20 protein-coding genes are annotated in these 24,999 nt (G+C 71.0%); 7 read left to right on the plus strand and 13 right to left on the minus strand.

The window, feature by feature from the left end; translation table 11 throughout:
* Positions 1-171: 171 nt before the first annotated feature.
* Complete coding sequence (locus AB0H32_RS24140; RefSeq protein ID WP_361124166.1) at positions 172-1,560, minus strand: pitrilysin family protein; 1,389 nt, start codon at positions 1,558-1,560, stop codon at positions 172-174.
* Positions 1,557-2,951, minus strand: coding sequence for a pitrilysin family protein (locus AB0H32_RS24145; RefSeq protein ID WP_361124168.1), 1,395 nt, complete (start codon positions 2,949-2,951; stop codon positions 1,557-1,559). Before AB0H32_RS24145 ends, AB0H32_RS24140 begins: the two co-directional genes overlap by 4 nt.
* A 347-nt stretch (positions 2,952-3,298) precedes the next feature.
* On the opposite strand from AB0H32_RS24145, the gene AB0H32_RS24150 reads away from it, so the two are divergent.
* Positions 3,299-5,758 carry a DNA topoisomerase IV subunit A gene (locus AB0H32_RS24150; protein WP_361124170.1) on the plus strand — a complete coding sequence of 820 codons (2,460 nt, stop codon included), beginning with the start codon at positions 3,299-3,301 and terminating at the stop codon, positions 5,756-5,758.
* On the opposite strand, the gene AB0H32_RS24155 is transcribed toward AB0H32_RS24150, so the two are convergent.
* On the minus strand, positions 5,755-6,894 hold the full coding sequence (locus AB0H32_RS24155) for a CobW family GTP-binding protein (RefSeq protein WP_361124172.1): 1,140 nt from the start codon (positions 6,892-6,894) through the stop codon (positions 5,755-5,757). The two genes, AB0H32_RS24150 and AB0H32_RS24155, sit on opposite strands and share 4 nt — an antisense overlap.
* Before the next feature lie 391 nt (positions 6,895-7,285).
* Positions 7,286-8,449 carry a citrate synthase/methylcitrate synthase gene (locus tag AB0H32_RS24160; protein ID WP_361124174.1) on the minus strand — a complete coding sequence of 388 codons (1,164 nt, stop codon included), beginning with the start codon at positions 8,447-8,449 and terminating at the stop codon, positions 7,286-7,288.
* 114 nt (positions 8,450-8,563) lie between these two features.
* Here AB0H32_RS24160 and AB0H32_RS24165 point away from each other — a divergent pair, with 114 nt between their 5' ends.
* From AB0H32_RS24165 to AB0H32_RS24180, 4 genes are all read left to right on the plus strand, one after another.
* Complete coding sequence (locus AB0H32_RS24165) at positions 8,564-9,820, plus strand: citrate synthase (protein WP_361124175.1); 1,257 nt, start codon at positions 8,564-8,566, stop codon at positions 9,818-9,820.
* Between the two features lie 55 nt (positions 9,821-9,875).
* Positions 9,876-10,817 carry a sucrase ferredoxin gene (locus AB0H32_RS24170; RefSeq protein WP_361124177.1) on the plus strand — a complete coding sequence of 314 codons (942 nt, stop codon included), beginning with the start codon at positions 9,876-9,878 and terminating at the stop codon, positions 10,815-10,817.
* A gap of 152 nt (positions 10,818-10,969) precedes the next feature.
* Complete coding sequence (locus AB0H32_RS24175) at positions 10,970-12,670, plus strand: sensor histidine kinase (RefSeq protein ID WP_361124179.1); 1,701 nt, start codon at positions 10,970-10,972, stop codon at positions 12,668-12,670.
* Positions 12,667-13,347 (plus strand): response regulator, encoded by a 681-nt coding sequence (locus tag AB0H32_RS24180; protein ID WP_361124181.1) that lies wholly within the window; start codon positions 12,667-12,669, stop codon positions 13,345-13,347. Before AB0H32_RS24175 ends, AB0H32_RS24180 begins: the two co-directional genes overlap by 4 nt.
* A gap of 18 nt (positions 13,348-13,365) precedes the next feature.
* Here AB0H32_RS24180 and AB0H32_RS24185 read toward each other — a convergent pair whose 3' ends face one another.
* The 3 genes from AB0H32_RS24185 to AB0H32_RS24195 form a co-directional block, all read right to left on the minus strand.
* Positions 13,366-14,427, minus strand: a complete 1,062-nt coding sequence (locus tag AB0H32_RS24185) for an ABC transporter substrate-binding protein (RefSeq protein ID WP_361124183.1) — start codon at positions 14,425-14,427, stop codon at positions 13,366-13,368.
* Between the two features lie 65 nt (positions 14,428-14,492).
* Positions 14,493-15,359, minus strand: a complete 867-nt coding sequence (locus tag AB0H32_RS24190) for an ABC transporter permease (protein WP_361124185.1) — start codon at positions 15,357-15,359, stop codon at positions 14,493-14,495.
* Positions 15,349-16,164 carry an ABC transporter ATP-binding protein gene (locus AB0H32_RS24195; RefSeq protein ID WP_361124187.1) on the minus strand — a complete coding sequence of 272 codons (816 nt, stop codon included), beginning with the start codon at positions 16,162-16,164 and terminating at the stop codon, positions 15,349-15,351. Before AB0H32_RS24195 ends, AB0H32_RS24190 begins: the two co-directional genes overlap by 11 nt.
* A gap of 159 nt (positions 16,165-16,323) precedes the next feature.
* Here AB0H32_RS24195 and AB0H32_RS24200 point away from each other — a divergent pair, with 159 nt between their 5' ends.
* Positions 16,324-17,016 (plus strand): response regulator, encoded by a 693-nt coding sequence (locus tag AB0H32_RS24200; RefSeq protein ID WP_361124188.1) that lies wholly within the window; start codon positions 16,324-16,326, stop codon positions 17,014-17,016.
* 38 nt (positions 17,017-17,054) lie between these two features.
* Here AB0H32_RS24200 and AB0H32_RS24205 read toward each other — a convergent pair whose 3' ends face one another.
* The 6 genes from AB0H32_RS24205 to AB0H32_RS24230 all read right to left on the minus strand — a co-directional run bounded on the left by AB0H32_RS24205 (position 17,055) and on the right by AB0H32_RS24230 (position 24,202).
* Positions 17,055-18,665, minus strand: coding sequence for a cation acetate symporter (locus AB0H32_RS24205; RefSeq protein ID WP_361124190.1), 1,611 nt, complete (start codon positions 18,663-18,665; stop codon positions 17,055-17,057).
* On the minus strand, positions 18,662-19,210 hold the full coding sequence (locus tag AB0H32_RS24210) for a DUF485 domain-containing protein (protein ID WP_361124192.1): 549 nt from the start codon (positions 19,208-19,210) through the stop codon (positions 18,662-18,664). Before AB0H32_RS24210 ends, AB0H32_RS24205 begins: the two co-directional genes overlap by 4 nt.
* A gap of 69 nt (positions 19,211-19,279) precedes the next feature.
* On the minus strand, positions 19,280-19,963 hold the full coding sequence (locus tag AB0H32_RS24215) for a response regulator transcription factor (protein ID WP_361124194.1): 684 nt from the start codon (positions 19,961-19,963) through the stop codon (positions 19,280-19,282).
* Positions 19,960-21,111 (minus strand): histidine kinase, encoded by a 1,152-nt coding sequence (locus tag AB0H32_RS24220; RefSeq protein WP_361124196.1) that lies wholly within the window; start codon positions 21,109-21,111, stop codon positions 19,960-19,962. The genes AB0H32_RS24215 and AB0H32_RS24220 overlap by 4 nt, the downstream gene beginning before the upstream one ends.
* On the minus strand, positions 21,108-21,629 hold the full coding sequence (locus tag AB0H32_RS24225; protein WP_361124197.1) for a DUF1453 domain-containing protein: 522 nt from the start codon (positions 21,627-21,629) through the stop codon (positions 21,108-21,110). The genes AB0H32_RS24220 and AB0H32_RS24225 overlap by 4 nt, the downstream gene beginning before the upstream one ends.
* A 449-nt stretch (positions 21,630-22,078) precedes the next feature.
* On the minus strand, positions 22,079-24,202 hold the full coding sequence (locus AB0H32_RS24230) for a DNA topoisomerase IV subunit B (RefSeq protein WP_361124199.1): 2,124 nt from the start codon (positions 24,200-24,202) through the stop codon (positions 22,079-22,081).
* Between the two features lie 441 nt (positions 24,203-24,643).
* Here AB0H32_RS24230 and AB0H32_RS24235 point away from each other — a divergent pair, with 441 nt between their 5' ends.
* Entirely contained in the window at positions 24,644-24,874 is a 231-nt protein-coding gene (locus tag AB0H32_RS24235) for a hypothetical protein (protein WP_361124201.1), read from the plus strand.
* Positions 24,875-24,999: the final 125 nt, after the last annotated feature.

The following is a 24,999-nucleotide window of genomic DNA, read 5'->3' on the forward strand; positions in this document are numbered from 1 at the left end:
TAAGCGGCCCGGCTTTCGATCCCCAAACGGATCCGCGCTTTTGTAGTACATCCCACAGGGCAGACGGGCAGCTCTGCCCCAATTCGGACATCTGGAGAAGGGCGGCGCACGGCAGGGGGCCCTGATGACCCGTCGGTCGTCAGGGCCCCCGCGCGTGGCGGCGTCCGGGCTCTACTCGGCCGCCACGACGGTGACTTCGCCGATGCCGAGCGCCTCGACCGGCGCCTTGATCTCGGCCGCGTCGCCGACCAGAACCGTCACCAGGCGGTCCACCGGGAAGGCGTTGATGACCGCCGCGGTGGCCTCCACCGTGCCGGTGGAGGCGAGCTGCTGATACAGCGTCGCCTGGAAGTCGTCGGGCAGGTGCTGCTCGACCTGGTCCGCCAGGGTGCTCGCGACGGCCGCGGCGGTCTCGTACTTCAGCGGCGCCACGCCGACGAGGTTCTGCACGGCGACATCGCGCTCGGCGTCGGTCAGACCGTCCGCCGCTAGCGTGCGCAGCACCGTCCACAGGTCCTGGACCGCGGGACCGGTGTTCGGGGTGTCCACGGAGCCGCTGATGGCGAGCATCGAGGCGCCCGTGCCGTCGGGCGCGGAGCGCAGGACCTGCCCGAAGGCGCGCACGCCGTACGTGTACCCCTTCTCCTCGCGCAGGACCTTGTCCAGGCGGGAGGTGAGGGTGCCGCCGAGGCAGTACGTGCCGAGCACCTGGGCGGGCCACACCCGGTCGTGCCGGTCGGGGCCGATCCGGCCGATGAGCAGCTGCGTCTGGACGGCGCCGGGCCGGTCCACGATGACGACACGGCCGGTGTCGTCGGCGCTCACCGCAGGCACCGGCCGCGGCTCGCCGGGGGTGCCGGTCCAGGCGCCCAGGGTGTCGCCGAGCAGCGCGTCCAGATCGGTGCCGGTGAGGTCGCCGACCACCACCACGGTGGCCGTGACGGGCCGCACATGACGGTCGTAGAAGGCGCGCACGGCCGCCGCGTCGATCTTCTCGACCGTGTCCTCGGTGCCCTGGCGCGGTCGGGACATGCGCGAGGTCGCCGGGAACAGCTCCTTGGAGAGTTCCTTGGCGGCCCGGCGGGAGGGGTTGGCCAGCTCGTGCGGGATCTCGTCCAGGCGGTTGCGGACCAGCCGCTCGACCTCGCTCTCGGCGAACGCGGGCGCGCGCAGGGCGTCGGCCAGCAGGCCGAGGCCCTTGGCCAGCCGGGAGGCCGGGACCTCCAGGCTGATACGGACGCCGGGGTGGTCGGCGTGCGCGTCGAGCGTGGCGCCGGCCCGCTCCAGCTCGGCGGCGAACTCCTCCGCGGAGTGCCGGTCGGTGCCCTCGGAGAAGGCCCGCGCCATGATCGTGGCGACGCCGTCCAGGCCGGCCGGCTCGGCGTCCAGGGGCGCGTCCAGCAGCACCTCCACGGCGACGACCTGCTGGCCGGGGCGGTGGCAGCGCAGCACGGTCAGGCCGTTGTCCAGACTGCCACGCTCGGGGGCCGGGAACGCCCAGGGCTTGGCCTCGCCGGGCTCCGGCTGGGGGTGGAAGTCCATGGTGGCGAGCTCGCTCACTTGGCCGTCTCCTCGTCGTCGTTGCCGGCCTCTACGGTCGCTTCCTGCTCCGGGTCCTCGGGCACGTCGGCATCCTGCGCGGTCTCCGGGGACTTCGGCTCGTAGACGAGAACCGCGCGGTTGTCGGGGCGCAGGCGGGCCTTGGCGACCTCCTGGACCTCTTCGGGGGTCACCGCCAGGACCCGCTCGACGGCGGTGAGGGCGAGCTGCGGATCGCCGAACAGGACGGCGTACCGGCACAGTTCGTCGGCGCGGCCCGCGACCGTGCCGAGCCGGTCCAGCCACTCGCGCTCCAACTGGGCCTGGGCGCGCTCCATTTCCTCGGGCGTGGGGCCCTCCGCTGCGAACCGGGCCAGCTCCTCGTCGATCGCGCTCTCGATCACCGGAACCTCGACGTCACCGGAGGTCTTCACGTCCAGCCAGCCGAGGGAGGGCGCGCCGGCCAGGCGCAGCAGGCCGAATCCGGCCGTGACCGCCGTGCGGTCGCGGCGCACGAGCCGGTTGTACAGGCGGGAGGACTCGCCGCCGCCGAGAACGGTGAGGGCCAGGTCGGCCGCGTCCGCCTCGCGGGTGCCGTCGTGCGGCAGCCGGTAGGCGGCCATCAGGGCGCGGGCGGGCACCTCCTCGACGAGGACCTCGCGCAGCTGCTCACCGATGGTCTCGGGCAGGGAGCCGTCGCGGGGGTCGGGCTTGCCGTCGTGGCCGGGGATCGACCCGAAGTACTTCTCGATCCAGGCCAGGGTCTGCGCGGGGTCGATGTCGCCGACCACGGAGAGCACGGCGTTGTTGGGCGCGTAGTAGGTGCGGAAGAACCGGCGCGCGTCCTCCAGGGTGGCCGCGTCCAGGTCCGCCATCGAGCCGATGGGCGTGTGGTGGTAGGGGTGGCCCTCGGGGTAGACGAGCGCGGTCAGCTTCTCGAAGGAGGTGCCGTAGGGCACGTTGTCGTAGCGCTGGCGGCGCTCGTTCTTGACGACGTCCCGCTGGTTCTCCATCGACTCGTCGTCCAGGGCGGATAGCAGCGAGCCCATGCGGTCGGCCTCCAGCCAGAGGGCGAGCTCCAGCTGGTGGGCGGGCATGGTCTCGAAGTAGTTGGTGCGCTCGAAGCTGGTCGTGCCGTTGAGCGAGCCGCCCGCGCCCTGCACCAGCTCGAAGTGGCCGTTGCCCGTGACCTGCGCCGAGCCCTGGAACATCAAGTGCTCGAAAAGGTGAGCCAGGCCGGTACGCCCCTTGACTTCGTGGCGGGAGCCGACGTCGTACCAGAGGCAGACCGCCGCCACGGGGGTCAGGTGGTCCTCGGAGAGCACCACGCGCAGACCGTTGGCAAGGCGGTACTCGGTCGCTGTCAGGCCCCCGGAGCCTGCCTCGGCTGTGGTCGTGTGACCCATGGGCATGTACGTCCCTTCGCGAGCGGAGGCGGTCGTCGAAACCGCGGATTTCCTGCCGTTCCTGCCACTGTATGCAAGCGTGCGACGCGTAGGCGAAGTTCCCGCCGGGCGTACGCCCACAGCGGATCGCGTAGCCTGCGTCGTGGGTGGCGTGGGACGGCTCCGGAGCGCTTTCCGCCTACCGGTCCGCCGTCCTCTCCGTACCGGTCCGCCGTCCTCTCCGTACCGGTCCGCGGTTCCTTCCGGTGCCGGGCCGGGCTGCGGAGACCGGGTCGCGGCCCGGGTTGTCAGTACCTCGGTCCACAATGGTCCGCGTCAGATCCGTCAAACGCTTCAGCAAGGAGCCAGGCAGGATGGCCCGCCGCAGCACGAAGACCCCGCCGCCCGACGACTCGTTCGAGGAGAAGATCCTCGACATCGACGTCGTGGACGAGATGCGTGGCTCCTACCTCGAGTACGCGTACTCGGTCATCTACTCGCGCGCCCTGCCGGACGCCCGCGACGGCCTCAAGCCGGTGCACCGCCGGATCGTCTACCAGATGAACGAGATGGGCGTGCGCCCCGACCGCGCCTACGTGAAGTGCGCCCGTGTCGTCGGCGAGGTCATGGGCAAGCTGCACCCGCACGGCGACGCGTCGATCTACGACGCCCTGGTGCGCATGGCCCAGCCGTTCTCGATGCGCGTTCCACTCGTCGACGGCCACGGCAACTTCGGATCGCTGGGCAACGACGACCCGCCGGCCGCCATGCGGTACACCGAGTGCCGGATGGCCTCGGCGACGAGCCTGATGACCGAGTCCATCGACGAGGACACGGTCGACTTCAATCCCAACTACGACGGCCAGGAGCAGGAGCCGGTGGCGCTGCCCGCCGCCTTCCCGAACCTGCTGGTGAACGGCTCCTCGGGCATCGCGGTCGGCATGGCGACGAACATGCCGCCGCACAACCTGCGCGAGGTCATCGCCGCCGCCCGCCACCTGATCCGGTACCCGAACGCGGACCTGGACGCGCTGATGAAGCACGTCCCGGGCCCCGACCTGCCCACCGGCGGCCGGATCGTCGGCCTGGACGGCGTCCGGGACGCGTACGCGACGGGCCGCGGCACCTTCAAGATGCGCGCGACGGTCTCGATCGAGACCGTGACCGCCCGCCGCAAGGGCCTGGTCGTCACCGAACTGCCCTTCACCGTGGGTCCCGAGAAGGTGATCGCCAAGATCAAGGACCTGGTCAACGCGAAGAAGGTCCAGGGCATCGCCGACGTCAAGGACCTGACCGACCGCGAGCACGGCCTGCGTCTGGTCATCGAGATCAAGAACGGCTTCGTGCCGGAGGCCATCCTGGAGCAGCTGTACAAGCTGACCCCGATGGAGGAGTCCTTCGGCATCAACAACGTGGCCCTGGTGGACGGCCAGCCGCTCACCCTGGGTCTGAAGGAGCTGCTGGAGGTCTACCTCGACCACCGCTTCGAGGTCGTGCGGCGCCGCAGCGAGTTCCGCCGCAGCAAGCGCCGCGACCGGCTGCACCTGGTCGAGGGCCTGCTGACCGCGCTGGTCGACATCGACGAGGTCATCCGGCTGATCCGCTCCAGCGAGAACTCCGCGCAGGCCAAGGAGCGCCTGATGGAGCGCTTCTCGCTGAGCGAGGTCCAGACGCAGTACATCCTCGACACGCCGCTGCGCCGGCTCACCAAGTACGACCGCATCGAGCTGGAGGCGGAGAAGGACCGGCTCACCGCGGAGATCGAGGAGCTGACCCGGATCCTGGACTCGGACGCGGAGCTGCGCAAGCTGGTCTCGGCCGAACTGGCCGCCGTGGCCAAGCAGTTCGGCACCGACCGGCGCACGGTCCTGCTGGAGTCCGCCGGCGCCCCGGTCGCCACCGTGCCGCTCCAGGTCGCCGACGACCCGTGCCGGGTGCTGCTGTCCTCGACGGGCCTGCTGGCCCGTATGGCGGGCAACGAGCCGTTCCCGGACGACGCGGGCGCCCACCGGGCCAAGCACGACGTGATCGTCTCGGCTGTCGCGGCGACCACGCGCGGTGAGATCGGGGCAGTGACCTCGGCGGGCCGTCTGCTGCGGATCAACGTGGTGGACCTGCCGCAGCTGCCCGGGACGGCGACGGCCCCGAACCTCGCCGGAGGGGCCCCGCTGGCGGAGTTCGTCTCCCTGGACGACAACGAGACGGTGGTCTGCCTGACCACGCTGGACGAGTCCTCCCCGGGCCTTGCGCTCGGCACCGAGCAGGGCGTCGTCAAGCGTGTGGTGCCCGACTACCCGTCGAACAAGGACGAGCTGGAGGTCATCACGCTCAAGGAGGGCGACCGGATCGTCGGCGCGGTGGAGCTGCGGACCGGCGAGGAGGACCTGGTGTTCATCACGGACGACGCACAGCTGCTGCGCTTCCAGGCCTCCATCGTGCGCCCGCAGGGCCGTCCGGCGGGCGGCATGGCGGGCATCAAGCTCACCGAGGGCGCGAAGGTGATCTCGTTCACTGCGATCGACCCGGCGGCCGACGCGGTGGTCTTCACGGCGGCCGGCTCGCGCGGCACGCTGGACGACTCGGTGCAGACGACCGCCAAGATGACGCCGTTCGACCAGTACCCGCGCAAGGGGCGGGCCACCGGTGGCGTTCGCTGTCAGCGTTTCCTGAAGGGCGAGGACTGTCTGTCGCTGGCCTGGGCGGGTCCGGTCCCGGCCATGGCAGCGCAGAAGAACGGCACACCGGCCGAGCTGCCGGACCTGGACCCGCGCCGTGACGGCTCGGGCACGTCGCTGCCCAAGACGGTGGCGGTCGTCGCAGGACCGGTGCTCTAGGCCGGCGGATCCTGAAGGCCCTGGGCAGGCACATCCTGAAGGCCCGGGGCGGGCGGATCCTCCGGGCTCGGGGCGGGCGGATCCTCCGGGTCCGCGTCGTCCGGGCCCTGTACGTAGCGCAGGACGCCCCACATGCCGTGCTCGTCGGCGTGTGGGGCGTCGTTCTTGCACGCCTCCAGTTCCTTGCCGAGGGCGCCCGCGTCGATGCCGGAGCCGATCAGGACGAGCTGGGTGAGGCGGGCGTCGGCGGGCGGCCAGGGCTCCGGGTAGAAGCGCAGGAACGGGCCGACGGCGTGGACGGCGTACCGGTTGACGGTGTCGTGGGGTCCGAAGTCGACGTAGCCCTTGATCCGGTACAGCCCGTCCGGACGGCTGTCCAGGAACTGCATCAGCCTGCGGGGCTCCATCGGCAGGTCGGCGGCGAAGGACAGGCTGTCGTAGCCGGTGTGCAGATGACCGGCGTGGTCGTGGTCGTCGTCGCCGTGCTCGTGCAGGTCTTCGAAGGACAGCTGCCCGATGCGCTCCTGGCTCGGCCGGCAGTCGAAGAGGAACTCCGGGTCGATGCGGCCGTAGGTGGCCGGGACCACGGCGGCACGGTCGGTGAGCGAGCGGACGAGGCCGAGAACGCGGTCGGGGTCCGGCGCCCGGTCCAGCTTGTTGACCACGACGAGGTCGGCCAGGGCGAGGTGCCGGTCGATCTCGGGGTGCCGGGACCGGGTTCCGTCGAACTCGGCCGCGTCGACGACTTCGACGAGTCCGCCGTAGACGATGCCGGGATGCCCGCTGGCGAGCACCATCCGCACCAGTTCCTGGGGTTCGGCGAGCCCGCTGGCCTCGATGACGATGACGTCGATGCCGGCGGCGGGCGCGGCGAGCCGGTCCAGGTAGAGGTCGAGTTCACTCACGTCGACGGCACAGCACAGACAGCCGTTGCCGAGCGAGACGGTCGAGTCGCCGAGGGCTCCGGCGACGGCCATCGCGTCGATCTCGATGGCACCGAAGTCATTGACGATGGCCCCGATACGGCTTCCTCCGCTGCGGTGCAGGAGGTGGTTGAGGAGTGTCGTCTTCCCGGATCCGAGGAATCCGGCGAGAACGACGACGGGGATCTGCTGCGGGGTGCGGCTGCTGCCCAACGGGCGCCCTCTCTTGTGTGGACCGACTGCCGGACCAGCATAAGAGCGGGGCGCCCGGAGGCCGGGAGCCCTGCGGGGGATGCCCTGGGGCCGGGTGCCGGGTGCCGGGTGCTGTGTGCCGGGGTGCCCTCGGGCGGGTCTCTGCGCCGGGATGTCCCGGGGTTGGGCGCTCTGTGCCGGGGTCCCCTGGGTCCGGGTGCTCTGCGCTGGGGGGTCCCGGGGTTGGGCGCTCTGTGCCGGGTGCCGGGGTGCCCTGGGGCCGGGTGCTCTGCACCGGGCGCTCCGGGTTGGGCGCTCTGCGTCGCGGCGCCCCGAGGCGGGTTGCTCTGTGCCGTCATGCCGTCATGCCCGTCGGCGGCCTGCGGAGAGCGGGTGGGGCTCGCGCCGTCCCTCAGAGCTGTGCCGGCACCGCGACCGGGGGCCGCGGTCCCACGTACCGCGCCACCGGACGGATGATCTTCGAGTCCGCCGCCTGTTCCAGGATGTTGGCGCTCCAGCCCACCACGCGAGCCGCCGCGAAGGTGGGGGTGAACATCTCCCGGGGCAGGCCGCACAGTTCCATGACGACGCCCGCGTAGAACTCGACGTTCGTGTGCAGTTCGCGGCCGGGCTTCAGCTCGGCGAGTATCGCCTCGACGTGCCGCTCGACCTCGACCGCGAAGGCGACGCGCGGGCCCCCGAAGCCCTGAGCGATCTCGCGCAGCATCCGTGAACGGGGGTCCTCCGTGCGGTAGATGGCGTGCCCGAAGCCCATGATGCGGTCGCCGGCGAGCACCCGCTCCCGGATCCAGGAGTCGATACGGTCCGGGGTCCCGATCGCGTCCAGGGTGTCGAGGGCACGGCTGGGCGCCCCACCGTGCAGCGGCCCGGACAGCGCGCCGACGGCCCCGACCAGACAGGCGGCCACGTCGGCGCCCGTGGACGCGATGACCCGCGCGGTGAACGTTGATGCATTGAATCCGTGATCAATGGTCGAGATCAGGTACTGCTCGACCGCACGCGCCCGCCGCGGCTCCGGCTCCTCGCCCGTGAGCATGTACAGGTAGTTGGCCGCGTAGGACAGCCCCTCGCGCGGCGCGACGGGGTCGAGCCCCTGCCCGAGCCGGTACAGCGCGGTGAGCAGGGTCGGCACGGCCGCGCAGGCGGCGACGGTGTCCGCGCGGCGCTGGTCCGCGTCCGTGTCGTACACCGGGCGGAACCCCTTCGCCGCGCCGAGCAGCGAGAGCGCGGTGCGCATCCCGGCGAGCGGGCCGGAGGTGCGGTCGGCCCGTGCGAGAGCGGGAAGCGCGGCCTCGACGTCCGCGGGCAGCCGGCGCAGCGCAGCGGTCTCGGCGGCGAAGGCGGCGCGGCGCTCCGCGTCCGGGAGCGTGCCGTGCACGAGGAGGTGCCAGACGTCTTCGAAGCCTCGGGTCCGCGCGAGTTCGACGGCCGAGTACTGGCGGTAGTGGTAGAAGCCCTCAAGCCCGCGGACGTCTCCGACCTCGGTGTCGGTGACGACGACCCCCGCGAGGCCACGCGGTACGTCGACGACGGGTGCGGTCCTGTTGATGGACATGCTCTTTCCTCCCTGAACTTGATCCGACTGTCCATGCTTGACCAGATGCCTGTCAATATTGATTGAATCAATATGCAGCCATCAACATGTCCGGAGAGGGCTACGGTGGCCTCCATGCGCGATCACGAACCCGCTCCCGACCGTCCCGGGCGAAGGCTGAGCACCAAGGAGACCGCCGAACTGCTGGGCGTGAAGCCCGAGACGGTGTACGCCTACGTGAGCCGCGGCCTGCTCAGCAGCAGGCGCGAACCGGGCGGCCGCGCCAGCACCTTCGAGGCGCGGGAGGTCGAAGCCCTCGCCCGGCGCAACCGGCGGGAAGCGGCGGGGACTCCGGGCTCCGGCGGGGAGCTGTCCGTGCGGACCCGGATCACACTGATCGACAAGGACCGCTACTACTTCCGGGGCGTCGACGCCACCGAGCTGGCCGCCCGCCACTCCTACGAGGAGGTCGCGGAGTGGCTCTGGACCGGCACGATGACCCCGGGAGTGACCTTCACCGCGCCCGGGACCACCGTCGAGGTCGCCCGCCACGCCGTGAACGCCCTGCCCGAGCACACCTCCCCCACCGACCGGCTGCGGGTGGCCGCGATCGCCGCGGCGGCCGAGGATCCGCTGCGCTTCGACCTGTCCGAGGAGGCCGTGCTGAGCACGGCGCGCATCCTCATCCCCACGCTCGTCGCCGCACTGCCGCCGGTCCTGCACGCCCCCGAGGACGACGGCCCGCTGGCCCGCCGCCTGTGGGGCCGGCTGACCGGCCGACCCGCCGACGAGGAGTCGCTGCGCGTCCTGGACACCGCTCTCGCGCTGCTGGTCGACCACGACCTCGCCGCCTCCACGCTCGCCGTCCGCGTCGCCGCCTCGGCCCGCGCGCACGCCTACGCGGCCGTGTCGGCCGGGCTCGGCGTCCTGGAGGGCCCGCTGCACGGCGCCGCCAGCGGCCTGGCCCACCGGATGCTGCTGGACGTGCTCGACCAGGGCACCGCGGTCCCGGTGATCGCGGACGAGCTGCGTGCGGGGCGTCGTATCCCCGGACTCGGTCACCGGCTCTACTCCGGCGAGGACCCGCGCGCGCAGGCGCTGTTCGCGCTTCTGGAGCAGCTCCCGCGCGCGGAGCCCGCCCTGCTCGCGGCCCGCGACATCGTGGCCACCGCCGCCCGCCACACCCCGCTACACGCCAACGTGGACATGGCCCTGGCCGTGTTCACCGCCTCCTGCGGCATGCCCGCCACGGCCGGTGAGACCATCTTCGCCGTCGCCCGGACGGCGGGCTGGATCGCCCATGTCCTGGAGGAGTACGGGGAGCGTCCGCTGCGCATGCGCCCCAGCGGTCACTATGTCGGTCCGCGCCCTCCGCAGCCCCTGCCGGGGTAGGAAAACCGGACGGCCGGAAGTCACCCCCGGGGAAAGTCAGGTTAGGCTCACCTCTGTGAGTAGGTGCGCAACCGTCTCCCGCAGCCTCGACGAGCCCGTTTCCGGCACGGCTGCCACGGCGACGACCTGGCTGCTGCTGGAACAGCCCGGCCCATGGGGTGTCAAGGCGCTCACGTCGAGCCATCTCGACCCCGCGCTGGGCCGTGCCCTGGAGGCCGCCGCCGAGGGCACCGGCGTCCGCGTCGCGCTCATCCGCCGCCCCGGCCGCCACGCGGACCCCGGCACGGCCACGCTCCGGCAGGTGTACGTGGCCCACACCGTCCCCGGCAACGTCTGGCTGCACAGCGCCACCACCCTCGATCCGCAGCTGCTGCTCGGCCTCGACTTCGCAGCTCTCGGCGCGGGCGACCCCCGCTCCTTCGACGCGGCGCTCGACGGCCGGCCGCACACGGGCGACCCGCTCGCGCTCGTGTGCACCAACGGCAAGCGCGACCGCTGCTGCGCCCTCCTGGGCCGCCCCCTCGCCGCCGAGCTGGCCGCATCGGGGGTGCACGGCGTCTGGGAAGTCACCCATCTGGGTGGTCATCGCTTCTCGCCCACCGTGCTCGTCCTGCCGTACGGCTACGCGTACGGCCGCGCGGAGGCGCACACGGTCAAGGAGGCCCTGCACGCGGTCCAGGAGGGGCGCGTGGCGGTCGAGGGATGCCGCGGGTGCTCCGCCTGGGAGAGGCCCGGCCAGGCGGCCGAGCTGGCCGTGCGCTCGACGGCGGCCGAGTACACGGCCGGCACGCTGCGCGTCCTGCGGACCGAGGGCAGGGCCCCGCGCTGGGAGGTCACGGTCGCCCACACCGACGGGCGCTGCTGGCGCGTCACGGTGGCGCAGGGCACGTCCCTGCCACCGCGCCCGGAGAGCTGCGGGGCGACGGTGCTCGGGGCACCGGCGCGGATGGACGTGGTGGCGGTGCACGAGCTGCGGACGGCGGCGCTGGCGAGCTGATCCGGGTTCCCTCGGCTGCGGACGGCGGCACCGGCGAGCCGAGCCGGGCTCCCTGCGGTGCCGCGGGGCGGTCCCGATTCTTCAAGAACTGGTCAAGAGATCCATGCCACATCCCTTCGGTGGCCGCCGGCCGCCCACGTACCGTCGTGGGTATGCGCCCCACTGCCCCCGCACGCCGCCTGCGTCTCGGTCTGCCCCGGCGGATGTTCTCGCAGGTGCTGCTGATGCAGGTGGCCATCGCGGCGGGAGTGGCGGTGCTCGCGACCGGACTCTTCCTGGCGCCGCTGAGCAAGCAGCTGGACCAGGAGGCGATGCGCCGCGCCCTGGCCATCGCCCAGACCACGGCGCAGGACCCGCAGATCGCCGAAGGCGTCCGGGACACCCCGCCGACCAGGAACGGCCCGGTGCAGAAGGAGGCCGAGCGGATCCGTCACGCCACCCACGCCGAGTACATCGTGGTGCTGGACCGGCGATGGATCCGCTGGTCGCACCCCACCCCTGGCGAGATCGGCCGCCCGGTCTCCACCGATCCCCGCGACGCCCTGAGAGGCAGGGAGGTCATGGAGATCGACAAGGGCACCCTGGGCCGCTCGGCCCGCGGCAAGGTGCCCCTGTACGACGCCGACCACCGGATCATCGGGGCCGTCTCGGTCGGTATCGCGTACGACAGCGTGCGCGCCCGGCTGATCAGCGCGATCCCGGGGCTGTTCGCGTACGCCGGCGGTGCCCTCGCGGTGGGCGCGCTGGCCGCCTGGCTGATCTCCCGCCGGGTGCAGCGGCAGACCCGGGATCTGGCGTTCTCCGACATCTCCGCGCTGCTCTCCGAGCGGGAGGCGATGCTGCACGGCATCCGGGAGGGCGTGGTCGCCCTCGACCACGGCGGCCGCATCCGCCTGCTCAACGACGAGGCACGGCGGCTGCTCGGCATCGGCGACGAGGCCGTCGGGCGGTCCCCCGACGAGGCACTCGGCGAGGGCCGTACGACGGACGTCCTGGCCGGGCGCGTGACCGGCACCGACCTGCTGACCGTACGCGGCCAGCGCGTCCTGGTCGCCAACCGGATGCCCACCGACGACGGCGGCGCCGTGGCCACCCTGCGCGACCGCACGGAACTGGAGCAGCTGGGCCGCGAACTCGACTCCACACGCGGCCTGATCGACGCCCTGCGCGCCCAGGACCACGAACACGCCAACCGCATGCACACCCTGCTGGGCCTGCTGGAGCTGGAGATGTACGACGACGCCGTGGAGTTCGTCGGCGAGGTCGTCGGGGACCACCGGGTCACGGCCGAACAGGTCACCGAGAAGATCCAGGACCCGCTGCTCGCCGCCCTGCTGGTCGGCAAGGCGACCGTGGCGGCCGAACGCGGCGTCGCCCTGTGGGTGTCGGAACGCACCCGGCTCCCCGACCGGTTGATCGATCCCCGGGGTCTGGTCACGGTCGTGGGCAACCTCGTCGACAACGCCCTCGACGCGGTCGGTGGCACCCCGCACGCGCGCGTGGAGGTCGAGTTGCGCACCGAGGGACGTACCGTCGTCCTCCGGGTGTGCGACACCGGCCCCGGAGTGCCCGAGGACCAGCGGGAGTCGATCTTCACGGAGGGGTGGTCCACCAAGAAGCCGCCCGCGCACGGCAAGCGGGGGCTCGGGCTCTCGCTGGTGCGCCGGCTCGCCGAGCGGCAGGGCGGGAGCGCGGCCGTGGGCGCGGCGGACGGCGGGGGCGCGGAGTTCACCGTCGTCCTGCCCGAGGCACTGACCGAGCCGGAGCTGGAGCCCGCGCTCACCGGATCCACGGAACCGGATGCCACGGCCCCTGCACACATTCCGAACCCCGCCGAGGAGGACGGGCGATGATCGAGGTCCTGGTCGTGGACGACGACACCCGGGTCGCCCGGGTCAACGCCGCCTACGTCGAGAAGGTGCCCGGTTTCCACGTGGCCGGCGAGGCGCACAACGCGGCCGAGGCGCTGCAGCGGCTGGAGACGATGCCGGGGCTCGACCTGGTCCTCATGGACCACTATCTGCCCGACGACACAGGGCTCGCGGTCGTGCAGGAGATGCGCCGCCGCGGCCACCGGACCGACGTGATCATGGTGACTGCCGCGCGGGACGTGTCGATCGTCCAGGCGGCCATGCGGCACGGCGTGCTGCAGTACCTGGTGAAGCCGTTCGCCTTCGCCGGGCTGCGCGCCAAGCTGGAGGCGTACGCGGAGCTGCGCCGCACACTGGACGGCGGCGGCGAGGCCGAGCAGGCGGAGGTGGACCGCATCTTCGGCGCCCTCTCCGCGCCCTCGGAGCCCGGACTGCCCAAGGGTCACTCCCCCACCACGGCCGAGTTGGTGCGCCAGTCCCTGATGCGTGCCGAGGGGCCGCTGTCCGCGCAGGACGTCGCCGAGCGGACAGGGGTGAGCCGCCAGACCGCCCAGCGCTATCTCAAGCTCCTGGAGCGCACCGGACGGGCCCGGCTGACCCTGAAGTACGGCGACGCGGGCCGCCCGGAACACCGTTACGTGTGGGCGACCCGCGCCTGAGCGGGCTTCAGCAATCGGTCATTGGGCGGCCTTGTCGACGAACTCGGTCGTGTACGTCCTGCTCAGGTCCACCTTGGCGTTCTTGATGTTGGGGTTGAACGCCTTGAGCACCTTCTCGACGGTCTCGGGTCCGCCCTTGGGCATGACGCCGTCCTTGGTGAACATCGGCAGCGTGCTCCTGACGGCCTGCGCGTAGAGCGTCTTGTCGCCCTGGGAGTAGTCGGCGGGCATCTTGGCTGCGATCTCCGAGGCGCTGTGGGTGGACATCCACTTGAGCGTCTTGACGAATGCATTGGCCAACTTCTGGACCGTGTCCTTGTGTCCGTTCACCCAGTCCGTCTGCATGTACAGACTGGACGACGGGTACGGCCCGCCCAGCGCCTGCTGCGAGCCCTCGGGGGTGCGCATGTCGATGAGGACCTTCCCGGCCTTCTTGTCCAGGACGGTGGCGACGGTCGGATCGGTGGTCATGCCGCCGTCGATCGCGCCCTTCTGGAGCGCCGCGATGAACGTCGGTCCCGCCCCGACCGCGACCGGGGTGAACTCGCTGACGTTCACACCGTTCTTGACCGCGAGGTACTTGGTCAGGAAGTCGGTCGAGGAACCGAGGCCGGTCACGCCCAGCTTCCTGCCCTTGAAGTCCTTGGGCGAGGTGAGGTCGCCCGCCGCCTTGTCCGAGACGACCTCCACCTCACCGGGCGCGTGCGAGAACTGCACGACCGACTCCACCGACTTGCCCTTCACCTGGAGGTCGAGGGTGTGGTCGTAGAAGCCGACCGCTCCCTGCACCTGGCCGGAGACGAGCGCGGTCGCGGCCTGCACGCCGGCGGGCTCGCTCAGGAGCTGGACGTTCAGCCCCTCCGCCCGGAAGTAGCCGAGCCGCTGGGTGAGCATCGCGGGCAGGTAGATGACCTTGTCCAGGCCGCCGACCATGATCTTGACGGTCTCACCCTTGCCGCCGCCCCCGCCGCTGCCGGTGTCGGCGGTCGAGCTGGCCGCGTCATTGGCGCAGGCGGTGAGCGAGGAGAGGGCGAGCAGGCCCGAGAGGGCGAGCGAGGCGTATCTGGCGGTCTTGCGCATGGCGGTTCACGTCCTTGTCGAAGAGCGGCAGGGAGAAGGGTCGAGTGGGGGCCGGGACAGGCGGATCAGCTGTCGGAACCGGCGGGCTTCCAGCGGAAGATGCGGCGCTCGGCGAAGGTCAGCAGCCCTTCGGCGACCAGGGCGACCACCGCGAGGATGACCATCGCGGCGTACACGCCGGCGGCGTTGAAGGTGTTCTGCGACTGCGCGACGAGCAGGCCAATGCCCTTGGTGGCGCCGATGTACTCGCCGACGATCGCGCCGATCAGGGCGAAGCCGAAGCTGACGTGCAGGCTGGTGAAGATCCAGGAGGTCGCCGACGGGATGACGACCTGAAGGGTCACCCTGCGGTCGCTCGCACCCAGGATGCGGGCGTTGGCCACCAGGTTGCGGTCCACCTCGCGGGCGCCCTGGAAGGCGTTGAAGAACACCGGGAAGAAGACGAGCACGACGGCGGAGGCCACCTTGGAGGACGGGCCGAGCCCGAACCAGATCAGGAAGATGGGCGCCAGGACGATCCTGGGGATCGAGTTGAGCACCTTGATGTATGGACCAAGAACCTCGGCGAGCAAGGTGATCCGCCCGAACGCGATACCGAGGAGGACACCGGCGATCACACCGATGACCCACCCGAGCAGCGCCTCGTACAGCGTGTACCAGATCTGCTCCCCGAGGGAACCGAGCGCGGTTCCGTGCATCACCCAGGTGTAGATCTGGTCCCAGATCTTCGAGGGCATGGAGAAGTTGAACGGGTCGATGACCTTCGCCCGGGACAGCCCCTCCCACAGCCCGAGGACGGCCACCAGGAGCAGCACGCGCGCGGCCATGACGACGATCTTGCGGCGGCGGGCGGCCTGTGCGCGGGTCCGCGCACGGTCCGGGGTGGTCTTGGCGGTCTCCACGACCGGGGTGCTGAGGACGTCAGGCGACATGAGCGGCACCTCTTTCGCGGGTGATGCGGACCTCTTCGCCGAGCGACTCCCAGATCTCGCGGTAGATCTCGATGAACCGCGGTTCCAGGCGCACCGACTCGACCTTGCGCGGCCGGGGCAGGTCGATGTCGAAGACCTGCTTCACGGTGGCCGGTCCTGCGGTCATCACGACGACCCTGTCGGCCAGCGCGATGGACTCCTCCAGGTCGTGGGTGACGAAGACGACGGAGGCGCCGGTGCCCTCCCACAGCTCCAGCAGCTCGTCCGACATCAGCGCCCGGGTCTGCACGTCGAGCGCCGAGAACGGCTCGTCCATGAGCAGGATCTCGGGGTCGTTGACGAAGGTGGCAGCGAGGGCGACACGCTTGCGCTGGCCGCCGGAGAGCTGGTGCGGATAGCGGTCCTCGAAGGCCGCGAGGCCGACCCGGGCCAGCCACTCGCGGGCCTTCTGCCTGGCCTCCGCCTTGGGCACGCCGCGGAATCGCGGGCCCGCCATGACGTTGGACAGGACCGTCCGCCAGGGGAAGGTGGCGTCCTGCTGGAAGACGAAACCGACCTTGCCGCCGACGCCGTCGACCGGCTCACCGGCCACCAGCACCTCGCCCTCGGTGGGCTCCTCCAGGCCGCTGACCAGGGTCAGCGTGGTGGACTTGCCACAGCCGGTCGGGCCGACGACGGCCACGAACTCACCGCGTCCGACGGTGAGGTCCAGGTTCCGGACGGCGGTGTGCAGACCCCCGGACGGGGTCCTGAAGGTTTTGCTCGCGCCCCGTAGCTCGATGGCGGGGCTGGTGTCTGCGCTCATGGGCCGGGACGGTAGGTGTGGCGCCGGCCACAGCAGCAGTCTTGTGAGCACAAGCCGTTCTTTTGCTCGCAAGGGCCTGTTGTGCTCATTTTGCTCGCGCTACAACTGCGGAGCACGAAACACGGGCTTAACGCTCGCCGGCCTTGAAGGAGAGGCCTGATGATTGACGTCCTGGTCGTGGACGACGACTTCCGCGTCGCAGAGATAAACGCCAAGTACGTGGGAAAGGTTCCCGGCTTCCGGGTGACCGCCCGCGCGCACAGCGCCGCCCAGGCGCTGGCCGCCGTCGAGCGCGGCGCCATCGACCTGGTCCTGCTCGACCACTACCTGCCGGACCAGACCGGCCTCGAACTCGTCCACCGCATGCGGGAGCAGGGCCACGGCACCGATGTCATCATGATCACGGCCGCCAGCGACGTGACGACCGTCCAGCGGGCGATGCGCCTCGGCGCGCTGCACTACCTCGTCAAGCCCTTCACCTTCGCCGCCCTGCGCACCCGTCTGGACTCCTATGCCGCTCTGCGCCGCACCGTCGACCGGGTGGGCGGCCGGGGGCTGACGGGCCAGGAGCAGGTCGACCGGATCTTCGGAGCCCTGCGCACGGCCCCCGCACCGTCCGCGCCGGGCCTGCCCGGCGGCCAGTCGGAGCCCACGACCGATCTCATCTGCGGTGTCCTGCATCGCGCGGACCACCCGTTGTCCGCCCACGAGGTCGCGGCCGAGACCGGCCTGAGCCGCTCCACGGCTCAGCGCTACCTGCGCACCCTGGAACAGGCGGGCCGCCTCCGCCTCTCCCTGAAGTACGGCGACACCGGCCGCCCCGAGCACCGGTACGCGTGGGTGGCCCCCTGAGGGCGGTCCTCCTGTCCCGGCACGCCCCACCGAGCCGGCTACACGGCCCCCGCGCCCGTCAGCGACCGCACCTCGGTCTCCGCGTACTTGGCCTCGTCCGCGACCTCGTCCGAAGTGACCGTGCCCAACCAACCGGCGAGGAAGCCGAGAGGGATGGACACGATGCCCGGGTTCTGCAACGGGAAGTACTGGAAGTCGACGTCCGGGAAGAGCGAGTCCGGGCTGCCGGAGACCACCGGGGAGAGCAGCACCAGCCCGAGCGCGGGGATCAGCCCGCCGTATACGGCCCACACTGCGCCACGCGTCGTGAAGCCGCGCCAGAACAGCGAGTACAGCAGCACCGGCAGGTTCGCCGACGCGGCCACCGCGAAGGCGAGGCCGACCAGGAAGGCGACGTTGAGGTCGCGGGCCAGCAGGCCCAGCGCGATCGCGACGACCCCGATGCCGACCGCCGCGATGCGCGCCACCGCCACCTCGCTGCGCGCCTTCACCTCGCTGCGCGCCTTGCCCTGGGGCCGACGCAGGGACGCATACAGGTCGTGGGCCACGGATGCCGAGGAGGCGAGCGTGATCCCGGCGACCACCGCGAGGATCGTGGCGAAGGCGACGGCGGCGACGATGGCGAACAGAACCGTTCCACCAGTGGAACCGGCGCCGCCGCCCAGGTCGAGGGCGAGCAGGGGCACCGCTGTGTTCCCGGCCGCGTTCGAGCCGCGCACGGCCTCCGGCCCGACCACGGCGGCGGCCCCGAACCCGAGGACGATCGTCATCAGGTAGAAGCCGCCGATCAGCCCGATGGACCACACGGCCGAACGCCGTGCCGCCCGCGCGGTCGGCACGGTGTAGAAGCGGGACAGGATGTGCGGCAGCCCTGCCGTGCCCAACACCAGCGCGATTCCCAGGCTGATGAAGTCCAGGCGAGCGGTCCAGCTCCCGCCGTACTTCAGTCCCGGCGCCAGAAACGCGCTCCCGTGACCGCTGCGGTCCGCGGCCGCCACCAGCAGCCGGTCGATGTCGCCGTGGAACCGCACCAGCACCAGCACGGTCAGCACGACCGTCCCGCCGAGCAGCAGGACCGCCTTCACGATCTGGATCCATGTGGTGGCCCGCATCCCGCCGAGCGACACATAGATCACCATCAGGGCACCGACCCCGATGACCGTCCAGGCCTGGGCCGTCCCGCTCGTCCGCCCCAGCAGCAACGCCACCAGGCTGCCCGCGCCCACCATCTGCGCCACCAGATACAGAACGGACACCGTCACCGAGGACGTTCCCGCGGCGATCCGCACCGGCCGCTCCCTCATCCTCGCGGCCACCACGTCGGCCAGGGTGAACCGCCCGCAGTTGCGCACCAGTTCCGCCACCAGGAACAGCACGACCAGCCAGGCCACCAGGAAGCCCACCACATACAGCAGCCCGTCGTAGCCGTAGAGCGCGATGAGGCCCGTGACCCCGAGGAAGGAGGCCGCCGACATGTAGTCCCCCGCGATGGCAAAACCATTCTCCATCGGGGAGAAGAGCCGCCCTCCGGCATAGAACTCCTCTGCCGAACCGTGCCGCCTGCGGCTCACCCATGTCGTGATCCCCAGGGTCACGGCCACGAACCCGCTGAACAGCAAAAGCGCCAGCGTCTGATGTCCACCGGTCACGAGGCGCCTCCCTGGACTCCGCGGGTCAGTTCCTGCGTGTCCCAGCGCAGTTCCAGCGCGGCCCGGTCCCGGCGCAGCCGCGCATGCCGGGCGTAGGCCCAGGTGAACAGGAAGGTGGTGAGGAACTGCCCGAGCCCCGCGAGCATCGCCACGTTCACCGCCCCGGCCACGGGACGGGCCATGAGCGTGGGCGCGGTCGTCGCGGCGACCACGTAGCCCACGTACCAGACGAGGAAGGCGGCGACTCCCGGCACCACGAACCTCCGGTACCGGCTGCGCACCTCCTGAAAAGCCTCGCTGCGCTGCACCTCGGTATACACGTCGCGGGCACGAACAGCTGCCCCGTCCTGCTCCCCGCGCGCGGACGGTACAGCCCGCGCCGGCATCCCGGTGCCGTCCACCTCGCCCCAGCCGGAGGCCAGTGCGTCGTACCAAGGGTCCTCGTACCGTGCGTCGCGGGAGGGCACTCCGTGCTCTTCCCGCCTGGCGGCCGAACTCCCGGGACCGTCCCCCGCTTCACGGGAACGACCATCGCTTGACTGCATGCCCAAGGATGGACAGATCGGGAAGATCTCTGACTCTTCTTCCCCGGGCTCTTCACCCCATCAGGTGACTCACTCCCCGGGCGGCCGCACCAGCCCCTTTCCGTAGGCGTAACGCACCGCCTGCGCCCGGTCCTTGAGGCCCGTCTTGGCGAAGAGGTTGTTGATGTGGGTCTTCACGGTCGCGGTGGAGACATGCAGTGCCCGGGCGATCTCCTGATTGCTCAGGCCCTCGGCGATCAGTACCAGGACCTCGGTCTCCCGCGCCGTCAGCCCGTCGGGCGCCTCGGCAGCCGCCGGTGCGGGCTCCGGCTCCGACAGCCTCTCCAGCAACCGGCGCTGGACGCTCGGCGACAACCCCGCCTCCCCCGACAGGACACTCTCCACCGCGCGCACGATCTCGTCGCCGCCGGCGTCCTTGGTGAGATAGCCCCGGGCTCCTGCACGCAGCGCGGGGAACAGGGACTCGTCGTCCGCGTACGTGGTGAGCACCACGACCTGGGTCCCCGGATACGTCGCCCGGATCCGCCGCGTGGCCTCCACGCCGTCGCAGCGGGGCATCCGCAGGTCCATCAGCACCACGTCGGGGTCGAGTTCCCCGACCAGCCGCACCGCCTCCTCGCCGTCCCCCGCCGAGCCCACGACCTCCACACCGGGCAGCAGCCCGAGCAGCATCACGATCCCTTCCCGGACCACGGTCTGGTCGTCGGCTACCACCACGCGCGCGGGCTTCTTCTCCCCTTCGGTCTCCGTCATACAGGCACCTTCAACGTCACCACGAACCCCTCCTCGTCCGGCCCGGCGTCCAGCGAGCCGCCCAGCAGTTCGGCGCGCTCCCGCATCCCCAGCAGACCGTACCCGGCGCCCGCCCCCGTGAGTTCGCCCGGCCGACCGCCCGAGTCCCGCACGTCCAGCATCACTTCCTGCTCGCCGTAGTCGAGTCGCAGGTGCACCTTGGCGCCGTGGGCGTGCTTGCGGACGTTCGTCAGCGCCTCCTGCGCCACCCGGCGCACGGCCTGGGACGCCTCGGCCGACAGGGGCCTGCGCTCACCCGTGACGGTGACCTCGGCGCCGTCGGCCGCACTGACGAGTTCGCTCAGGTAGTCCTCCAGCGGGGTCAGATCCCCACGGAGCGCGGACAGCGCCTGCCGGGTCTCGGCGAGGCCGTCACGGGCCATGCCCCGGGCGGCCACCACCCGTTCCAGGATCTGCTCCCGGTCGGCGCCGCGCTCGATGAGCAGCCGGGCCGCCTCCAGGTGCACCAGCTGCGCGGAGAGGCTGTGGGCGAGCACGTCGTGGATCTCCCGGGCGATCCTCGCCCGCTCGGCCAGCGCCGCCGACTCCGCCTCGGCGGTCCTCGCGGCCCGCTCCTGGGCGAGCAGCCGCTGTGCGCTCCCCCGGGCCTCCGCGTCCAGCCGCATGACGTATCCGGCCAGGGCCATGCCCCCCACCGTGGCGGCGGTGGTCAGCCACACATCGTTGTTGAACGCGGAGTACGAGGCCAGCGCCACCGACGTCACGGGCAGGGCCGCCCCCAGGGGCAGCCGCTCCAGGGCGGAGATCCCGCAGCCGCACCAGATCACCAGGGCCGGTCCGCTGAACCCCGTGGCCTGGGCCGCGACCGCGATGGCGAGGAGCACACTCATGAGCGCCAGGGAGAGCACCAGCCGGTGCTCGTAGGTGCTGCGGAAGAAGGCCCAGGAGACGAAGGCGGCCAGCAGGACCGCGGCTGCGGCCGCGAGCGCGGCCCAGATGCCGACGTGCTTCTGGCTGAAGGCCCCCCAGAGAAGCAGAGCGAGCACCAGCACCCTGATGGCCCAGGCGAGCAGGCGCCGGGGCCGGGGGGTTCCCGCACGGCCGAGCGCCTCTCGTGACGGCCAGCGCGTCCAGGCGTTCTCCGTCACACGCGCTCCTTCCACGCCGACCCCATGCCGTCACCGTACGCCGGGGCGGGACGGCTCGCGGAGCCGATGGACTGTGCCCGCCAGGCCAGGATCCCGGACCGGACGAGCAGGGTACCGGCCAGGCCGAGCATCATTGCCGAGCTGTCCTGGTGCACACCGAGCAGGATGCCGAGGGCGAAGACGCCGACCCGCAGGGCTATGCCGCCTGCCCATACGGCGGCGCTCGCCTTGGTGCTCTTGGTCCACACGACGCCGTCCGGCCCAGTCCAGATACGCGTGGTCCAGGCCCAGCCGGCGCCGGTGGCCAGGCCGATGAGCACCTCCACGGAGAGCAGCACCGCGGATTCGATGCGGTGGTGGGCGTCGAGTATGCCGGGCTCGCGCAGGGCCAGGCCCCCGAGGATCAGGGGCAGCAGCCACCAGCGCCGGTCGGTGTCGATCGCACGGGCGCGAAACTGGCGCACGATCACTATGGCGACCACGGCCACGGTCACCAACACGTTGACGAGCCCGGACATCACGGCCTCCGTGAGCGAGAAGGGGCGTCGGGAGCGAGCGCTGCCCGACACCTTCGAAGCTACGGAAATTCGCAGGTCAGGAGATCGGAGCCGGGGTGGATCGCGGGTGGAACCCTGCAGGTGGTCCGCCTCCACCCACGGGTGGACAGACCGCCGACGAGCCACACGGGCGACGCGGGCGACGTGCTTGCCGCTGCTCGGTGCAATACGGGTTTACGTGCTCACGGGGGACCACGGCCGACCAGGGCCGGTCGCTGGTGAACACTGGGCCGGGCTGCCGGCTCTTCCCGGCCAGCCGCAACCTGCGCATCACAATCGCGCCCCGAGCCCGTCGGCAGGCGCAAGGACCGCTCACGCCCCCGCCGTAGCCCCGGATCGCGCGCCCAACACCCGCGACCGACCTGACCGCTTCCAGCGGGCAGTCAGGTCGGCCCGAGCCGGCGCTTCGGCTACGCGTCGATGCGGGACCGGTCCAGCGTCGCCGCCGAGCTGGAGATGAACTCCTTGCGGGGAGCGACGTCGTTGCCCATGAGCAGATCGAAGACCTGCTCGGCGGCTTCCAGGTCCGAGAGGTTGATCCGGCGCAGGGTGCGGTGGCGCGGGTCCATCGTGGTCTCGGCCAGCTGGTCTGCGTCCATCTCGCCCAGACCCTTGTAGCGCTGGATGGAGTCCTTGTACCGGACGCCCTTGCTCTGGAACTCCATGAGCTTGTCGCGCAGCTCACGGTCCGAGTACGTGTAGACGTACTTGTCCTGGCCCTTCTTGGGCTGGATGATCTCGACGCGGTGCAGCGGCGGCACCGCGGCGAAGACCCGGCCCGCCTCGACCATGGGCCGCATGTAGCGCTGGAACAGCGTCAGCAGCAGACACCGGATGTGGGAGCCGTCCACATCGGCATCGGTCATCATGATGATCTTGCCGTACCGCGCCTGGTCGATGTCGAACGTACGGCCCGACCCCGCTCCTATGACCTGGATGATCGCGCCGCACTCGGCGTTCTTGAGCATGTCGGTCACCGACGACCGCTGCACATTGAGGATCTTGCCCCGGATCGGCAACAGCGCCTGGAACTCGGAGTTCCGCGCGAGCTTCGCCGTACCGAGCGCGGAGTCGCCCTCGACGATGAACAGCTCGCTGCGGTCGACGTCGTCGCTGCGGCAGTCGGCGAGCTTGGCCGGCAGGGACGAGGACTCCAGTGCGGTCTTCCGCCGCTGGGCGTCCTTGTGCTGGCGCGCCGCGACGCGGGTGCGGGCAGCGGCGACCACCTTCTCCATCACGACCCGCGCCTGCGCCGCCGCGTCGCGCTTCGTGCTCGTCAGGAACGCCTTGAGTTCCTTGGAGATCACGTTGAGCACGATACGGCGGGCCGCCGAGGTGCCGAGCACCTCCTTGGTCTGGCCCTCGAACTGCGGCTCGGCCAGGCGCACGGTGACGACCGCGGTCAGGCCCTCCAGGGCGTCGTCCTTGGCGATGTCGTCCTCGGCCACGCGCAGCAGCTTCTTGGCGCGCACCGTCTCGAGCAGCGTCTTGGTGACGGCCTGCTCGAACCCGGCCATGTGGGTGCCGCCCTTGGGGGTGGCGATGATGTTCACGAAGGAGCGCAGGGTGGTGTCGTAGCCGGTGCCCCAGCGCATCGCCACGTCCACGCCCAGCTCGCGCGTGACCTCGGTGGGCGTCATCTGGCCGTGTTCGTCCAGGACCGGGACGGTCTCCTTGAAGGTGCCCTGCCCCGAGAAGCGGAGGACATCACAGACCGGCTTGTCGGTCGCGAGGTACTCGCAGAATTCGCTGATGCCCCCGTCGAAGCGGAACGACTCCTCGCCCTTGCTGCCGCCCTCGCCGAGCCCGAACTCGTCACGGACGACGATCGTGAGGCCCGGCACCAGGAACGCAGTCTGCCGCGCGCGCTGGTGCAGCGTCTCCAGGGCGAGCTTGGCGTCCTTGAGGAAGATCTGCCGGTCGGCCCAGTACCGCGTGCGCGTGCCGCTGCGGGTCTTGGGGATCTTCTTGGCCTTGACCAGGCCGCTCCTGGCCTCGAACTTCGCGTTCGGCCCCTCGCCCTGGAAAGCGCCCGGCACACCGCGCCGGAAGCTGATGGCATGGGTGTGGCCGCCGCGGTCCACCTCGATGTCGACACGGGACGAGAGCGCATTGACCACGGAGGCACCGACACCGTGCAGACCGCCGGAGGCGGCATACGAGCCGCCTCCGAACTTGCCGCCGGCGTGGAGCTTGGTCATGACGACCTCGACGCCGGACAGGCCGGTCTTGGGTTCCACGTCCACGGGGATGCCGCGGCCGTTGTCCCGCACCTCGACGGACCCGTCGTCGTGGAGGATCACCTCGATGTGGTCGCAGAAGCCCCCCAGGGCCTCGTCCACGGAGTTGTCGATGATCTCCCACAGGCAGTGCATCAGGCCGCGGCTGTCGGTCGAGCCGATGTACATGCCCGGGCGCTTGCGCACGGCCTCGAGCCCCTCGAGGACGAGCAGGTGCCGCGCGGTGTAGTTGGAACCGTCCCGGTCTGCTCCTGCCAGCAGCGCTGTGGACGGCACGGACGTATCGGCGGTCACGCGGTTCGCTCCTCGCTGAATTTCAGATAACCCCCTCGTGGGTAAGGGGGCGGCTTCGGTCGCCGCTCAGAGGGTACCGAGGCCTGGTAGAGCCGTTGTAACGCCACCCTCGTCATGAACGCAGCCTAGTCCACGCTCGCATGCATGTTCGATCCCTCGATGGAGTGAAGTACATATCACGTTCCCTTGGAGGCATGAACCATTTAGGCTCCGGGCACGTCCTCATGAACAACCGGCAACCCAGCCGGGAGGATGTGAACCGAAAACCGCGCGAACCCGTAAGTACACAAGAGACGCACTACGGCACATTCGCCGCCAACCGGCAGCAGACAGCCGCCCCCGGAAAGATTCTTTCGAGGAAAAGCCACGAGCGGGAACGTTTTCGGGCTGGTTGGATGTTGACCCTGGTACGACAGCTCGTCGAGCTAGAGAAGAGGCGACGTGACTACTGTTCTGACCCCCGCGAGCCCGCTGACGGCCGCCGATCGCTGCGACCGCTGCGGCGCCCAGGCATACCTGCGCGTGGTCCTGCTCAGCGGCGGAGAACTGCTCTTCTGCGCCCACCACGGTCGCAAGTTCGAGCCGGAACTCAAGAAGATCGCCGCTGAGATACAGGACGAGACGGAGCGGCTGACGTCCGCTCCCGGCACCGCTTCCGAAGAAGAGCGCTGAATCTCGCACCCACGACGAGCCAGCCCCGGCACAGGCCGGTGAACGGGCGGCCGCTCCTGGTGAGGAGCGGCCGCCCGGTCTCGCGCCCCCCACCAGCCCCACAGGGCGCCGTGCGGGGCCGGTGC

The sequence above is a fragment of the Streptomyces sp. NPDC020362 genome, from assembly GCF_040642095.1.
Taxonomy (GTDB): domain Bacteria; phylum Actinomycetota; class Actinomycetes; order Streptomycetales; family Streptomycetaceae; genus Streptomyces.

Coding starts and splice junctions, on each gene's coding strand:
- AB0H32_RS24145 (WP_361124168.1), bottom strand. CDS start 2,951: ATGCCCATGGGTCACACGACCACAGCCGAGGCAGGCTCCGGGGGCCTG.
- AB0H32_RS24150 (WP_361124170.1), top strand. CDS start 3,299: ATGGCCCGCCGCAGCACGAAGACCCCGCCGCCCGACGACTCGTTCGAG.
- AB0H32_RS24160 (WP_361124174.1), bottom strand. CDS start 8,449: ATGTCCATCAACAGGACCGCACCCGTCGTCGACGTACCGCGTGGCCTC.
- AB0H32_RS24165 (WP_361124175.1), top strand. CDS start 8,564: ATGCGCGATCACGAACCCGCTCCCGACCGTCCCGGGCGAAGGCTGAGC.
- AB0H32_RS24175 (WP_361124179.1), top strand. CDS start 10,970: ATGCGCCCCACTGCCCCCGCACGCCGCCTGCGTCTCGGTCTGCCCCGG.
- AB0H32_RS24180 (WP_361124181.1), top strand. CDS start 12,667: ATGATCGAGGTCCTGGTCGTGGACGACGACACCCGGGTCGCCCGGGTC.
- AB0H32_RS24185 (WP_361124183.1), bottom strand. CDS start 14,427: ATGCGCAAGACCGCCAGATACGCCTCGCTCGCCCTCTCGGGCCTGCTC.
- AB0H32_RS24190 (WP_361124185.1), bottom strand. CDS start 15,359: ATGTCGCCTGACGTCCTCAGCACCCCGGTCGTGGAGACCGCCAAGACC.
- AB0H32_RS24195 (WP_361124187.1), bottom strand. CDS start 16,164: ATGAGCGCAGACACCAGCCCCGCCATCGAGCTACGGGGCGCGAGCAAA.
- AB0H32_RS24200 (WP_361124188.1), top strand. CDS start 16,324: ATGATTGACGTCCTGGTCGTGGACGACGACTTCCGCGTCGCAGAGATA.
- AB0H32_RS24210 (WP_361124192.1), bottom strand. CDS start 19,210: ATGCAGTCAAGCGATGGTCGTTCCCGTGAAGCGGGGGACGGTCCCGGG.
- AB0H32_RS24215 (WP_361124194.1), bottom strand. CDS start 19,963: ATGACGGAGACCGAAGGGGAGAAGAAGCCCGCGCGCGTGGTGGTAGCC.
- AB0H32_RS24225 (WP_361124197.1), bottom strand. CDS start 21,629: ATGTCCGGGCTCGTCAACGTGTTGGTGACCGTGGCCGTGGTCGCCATA.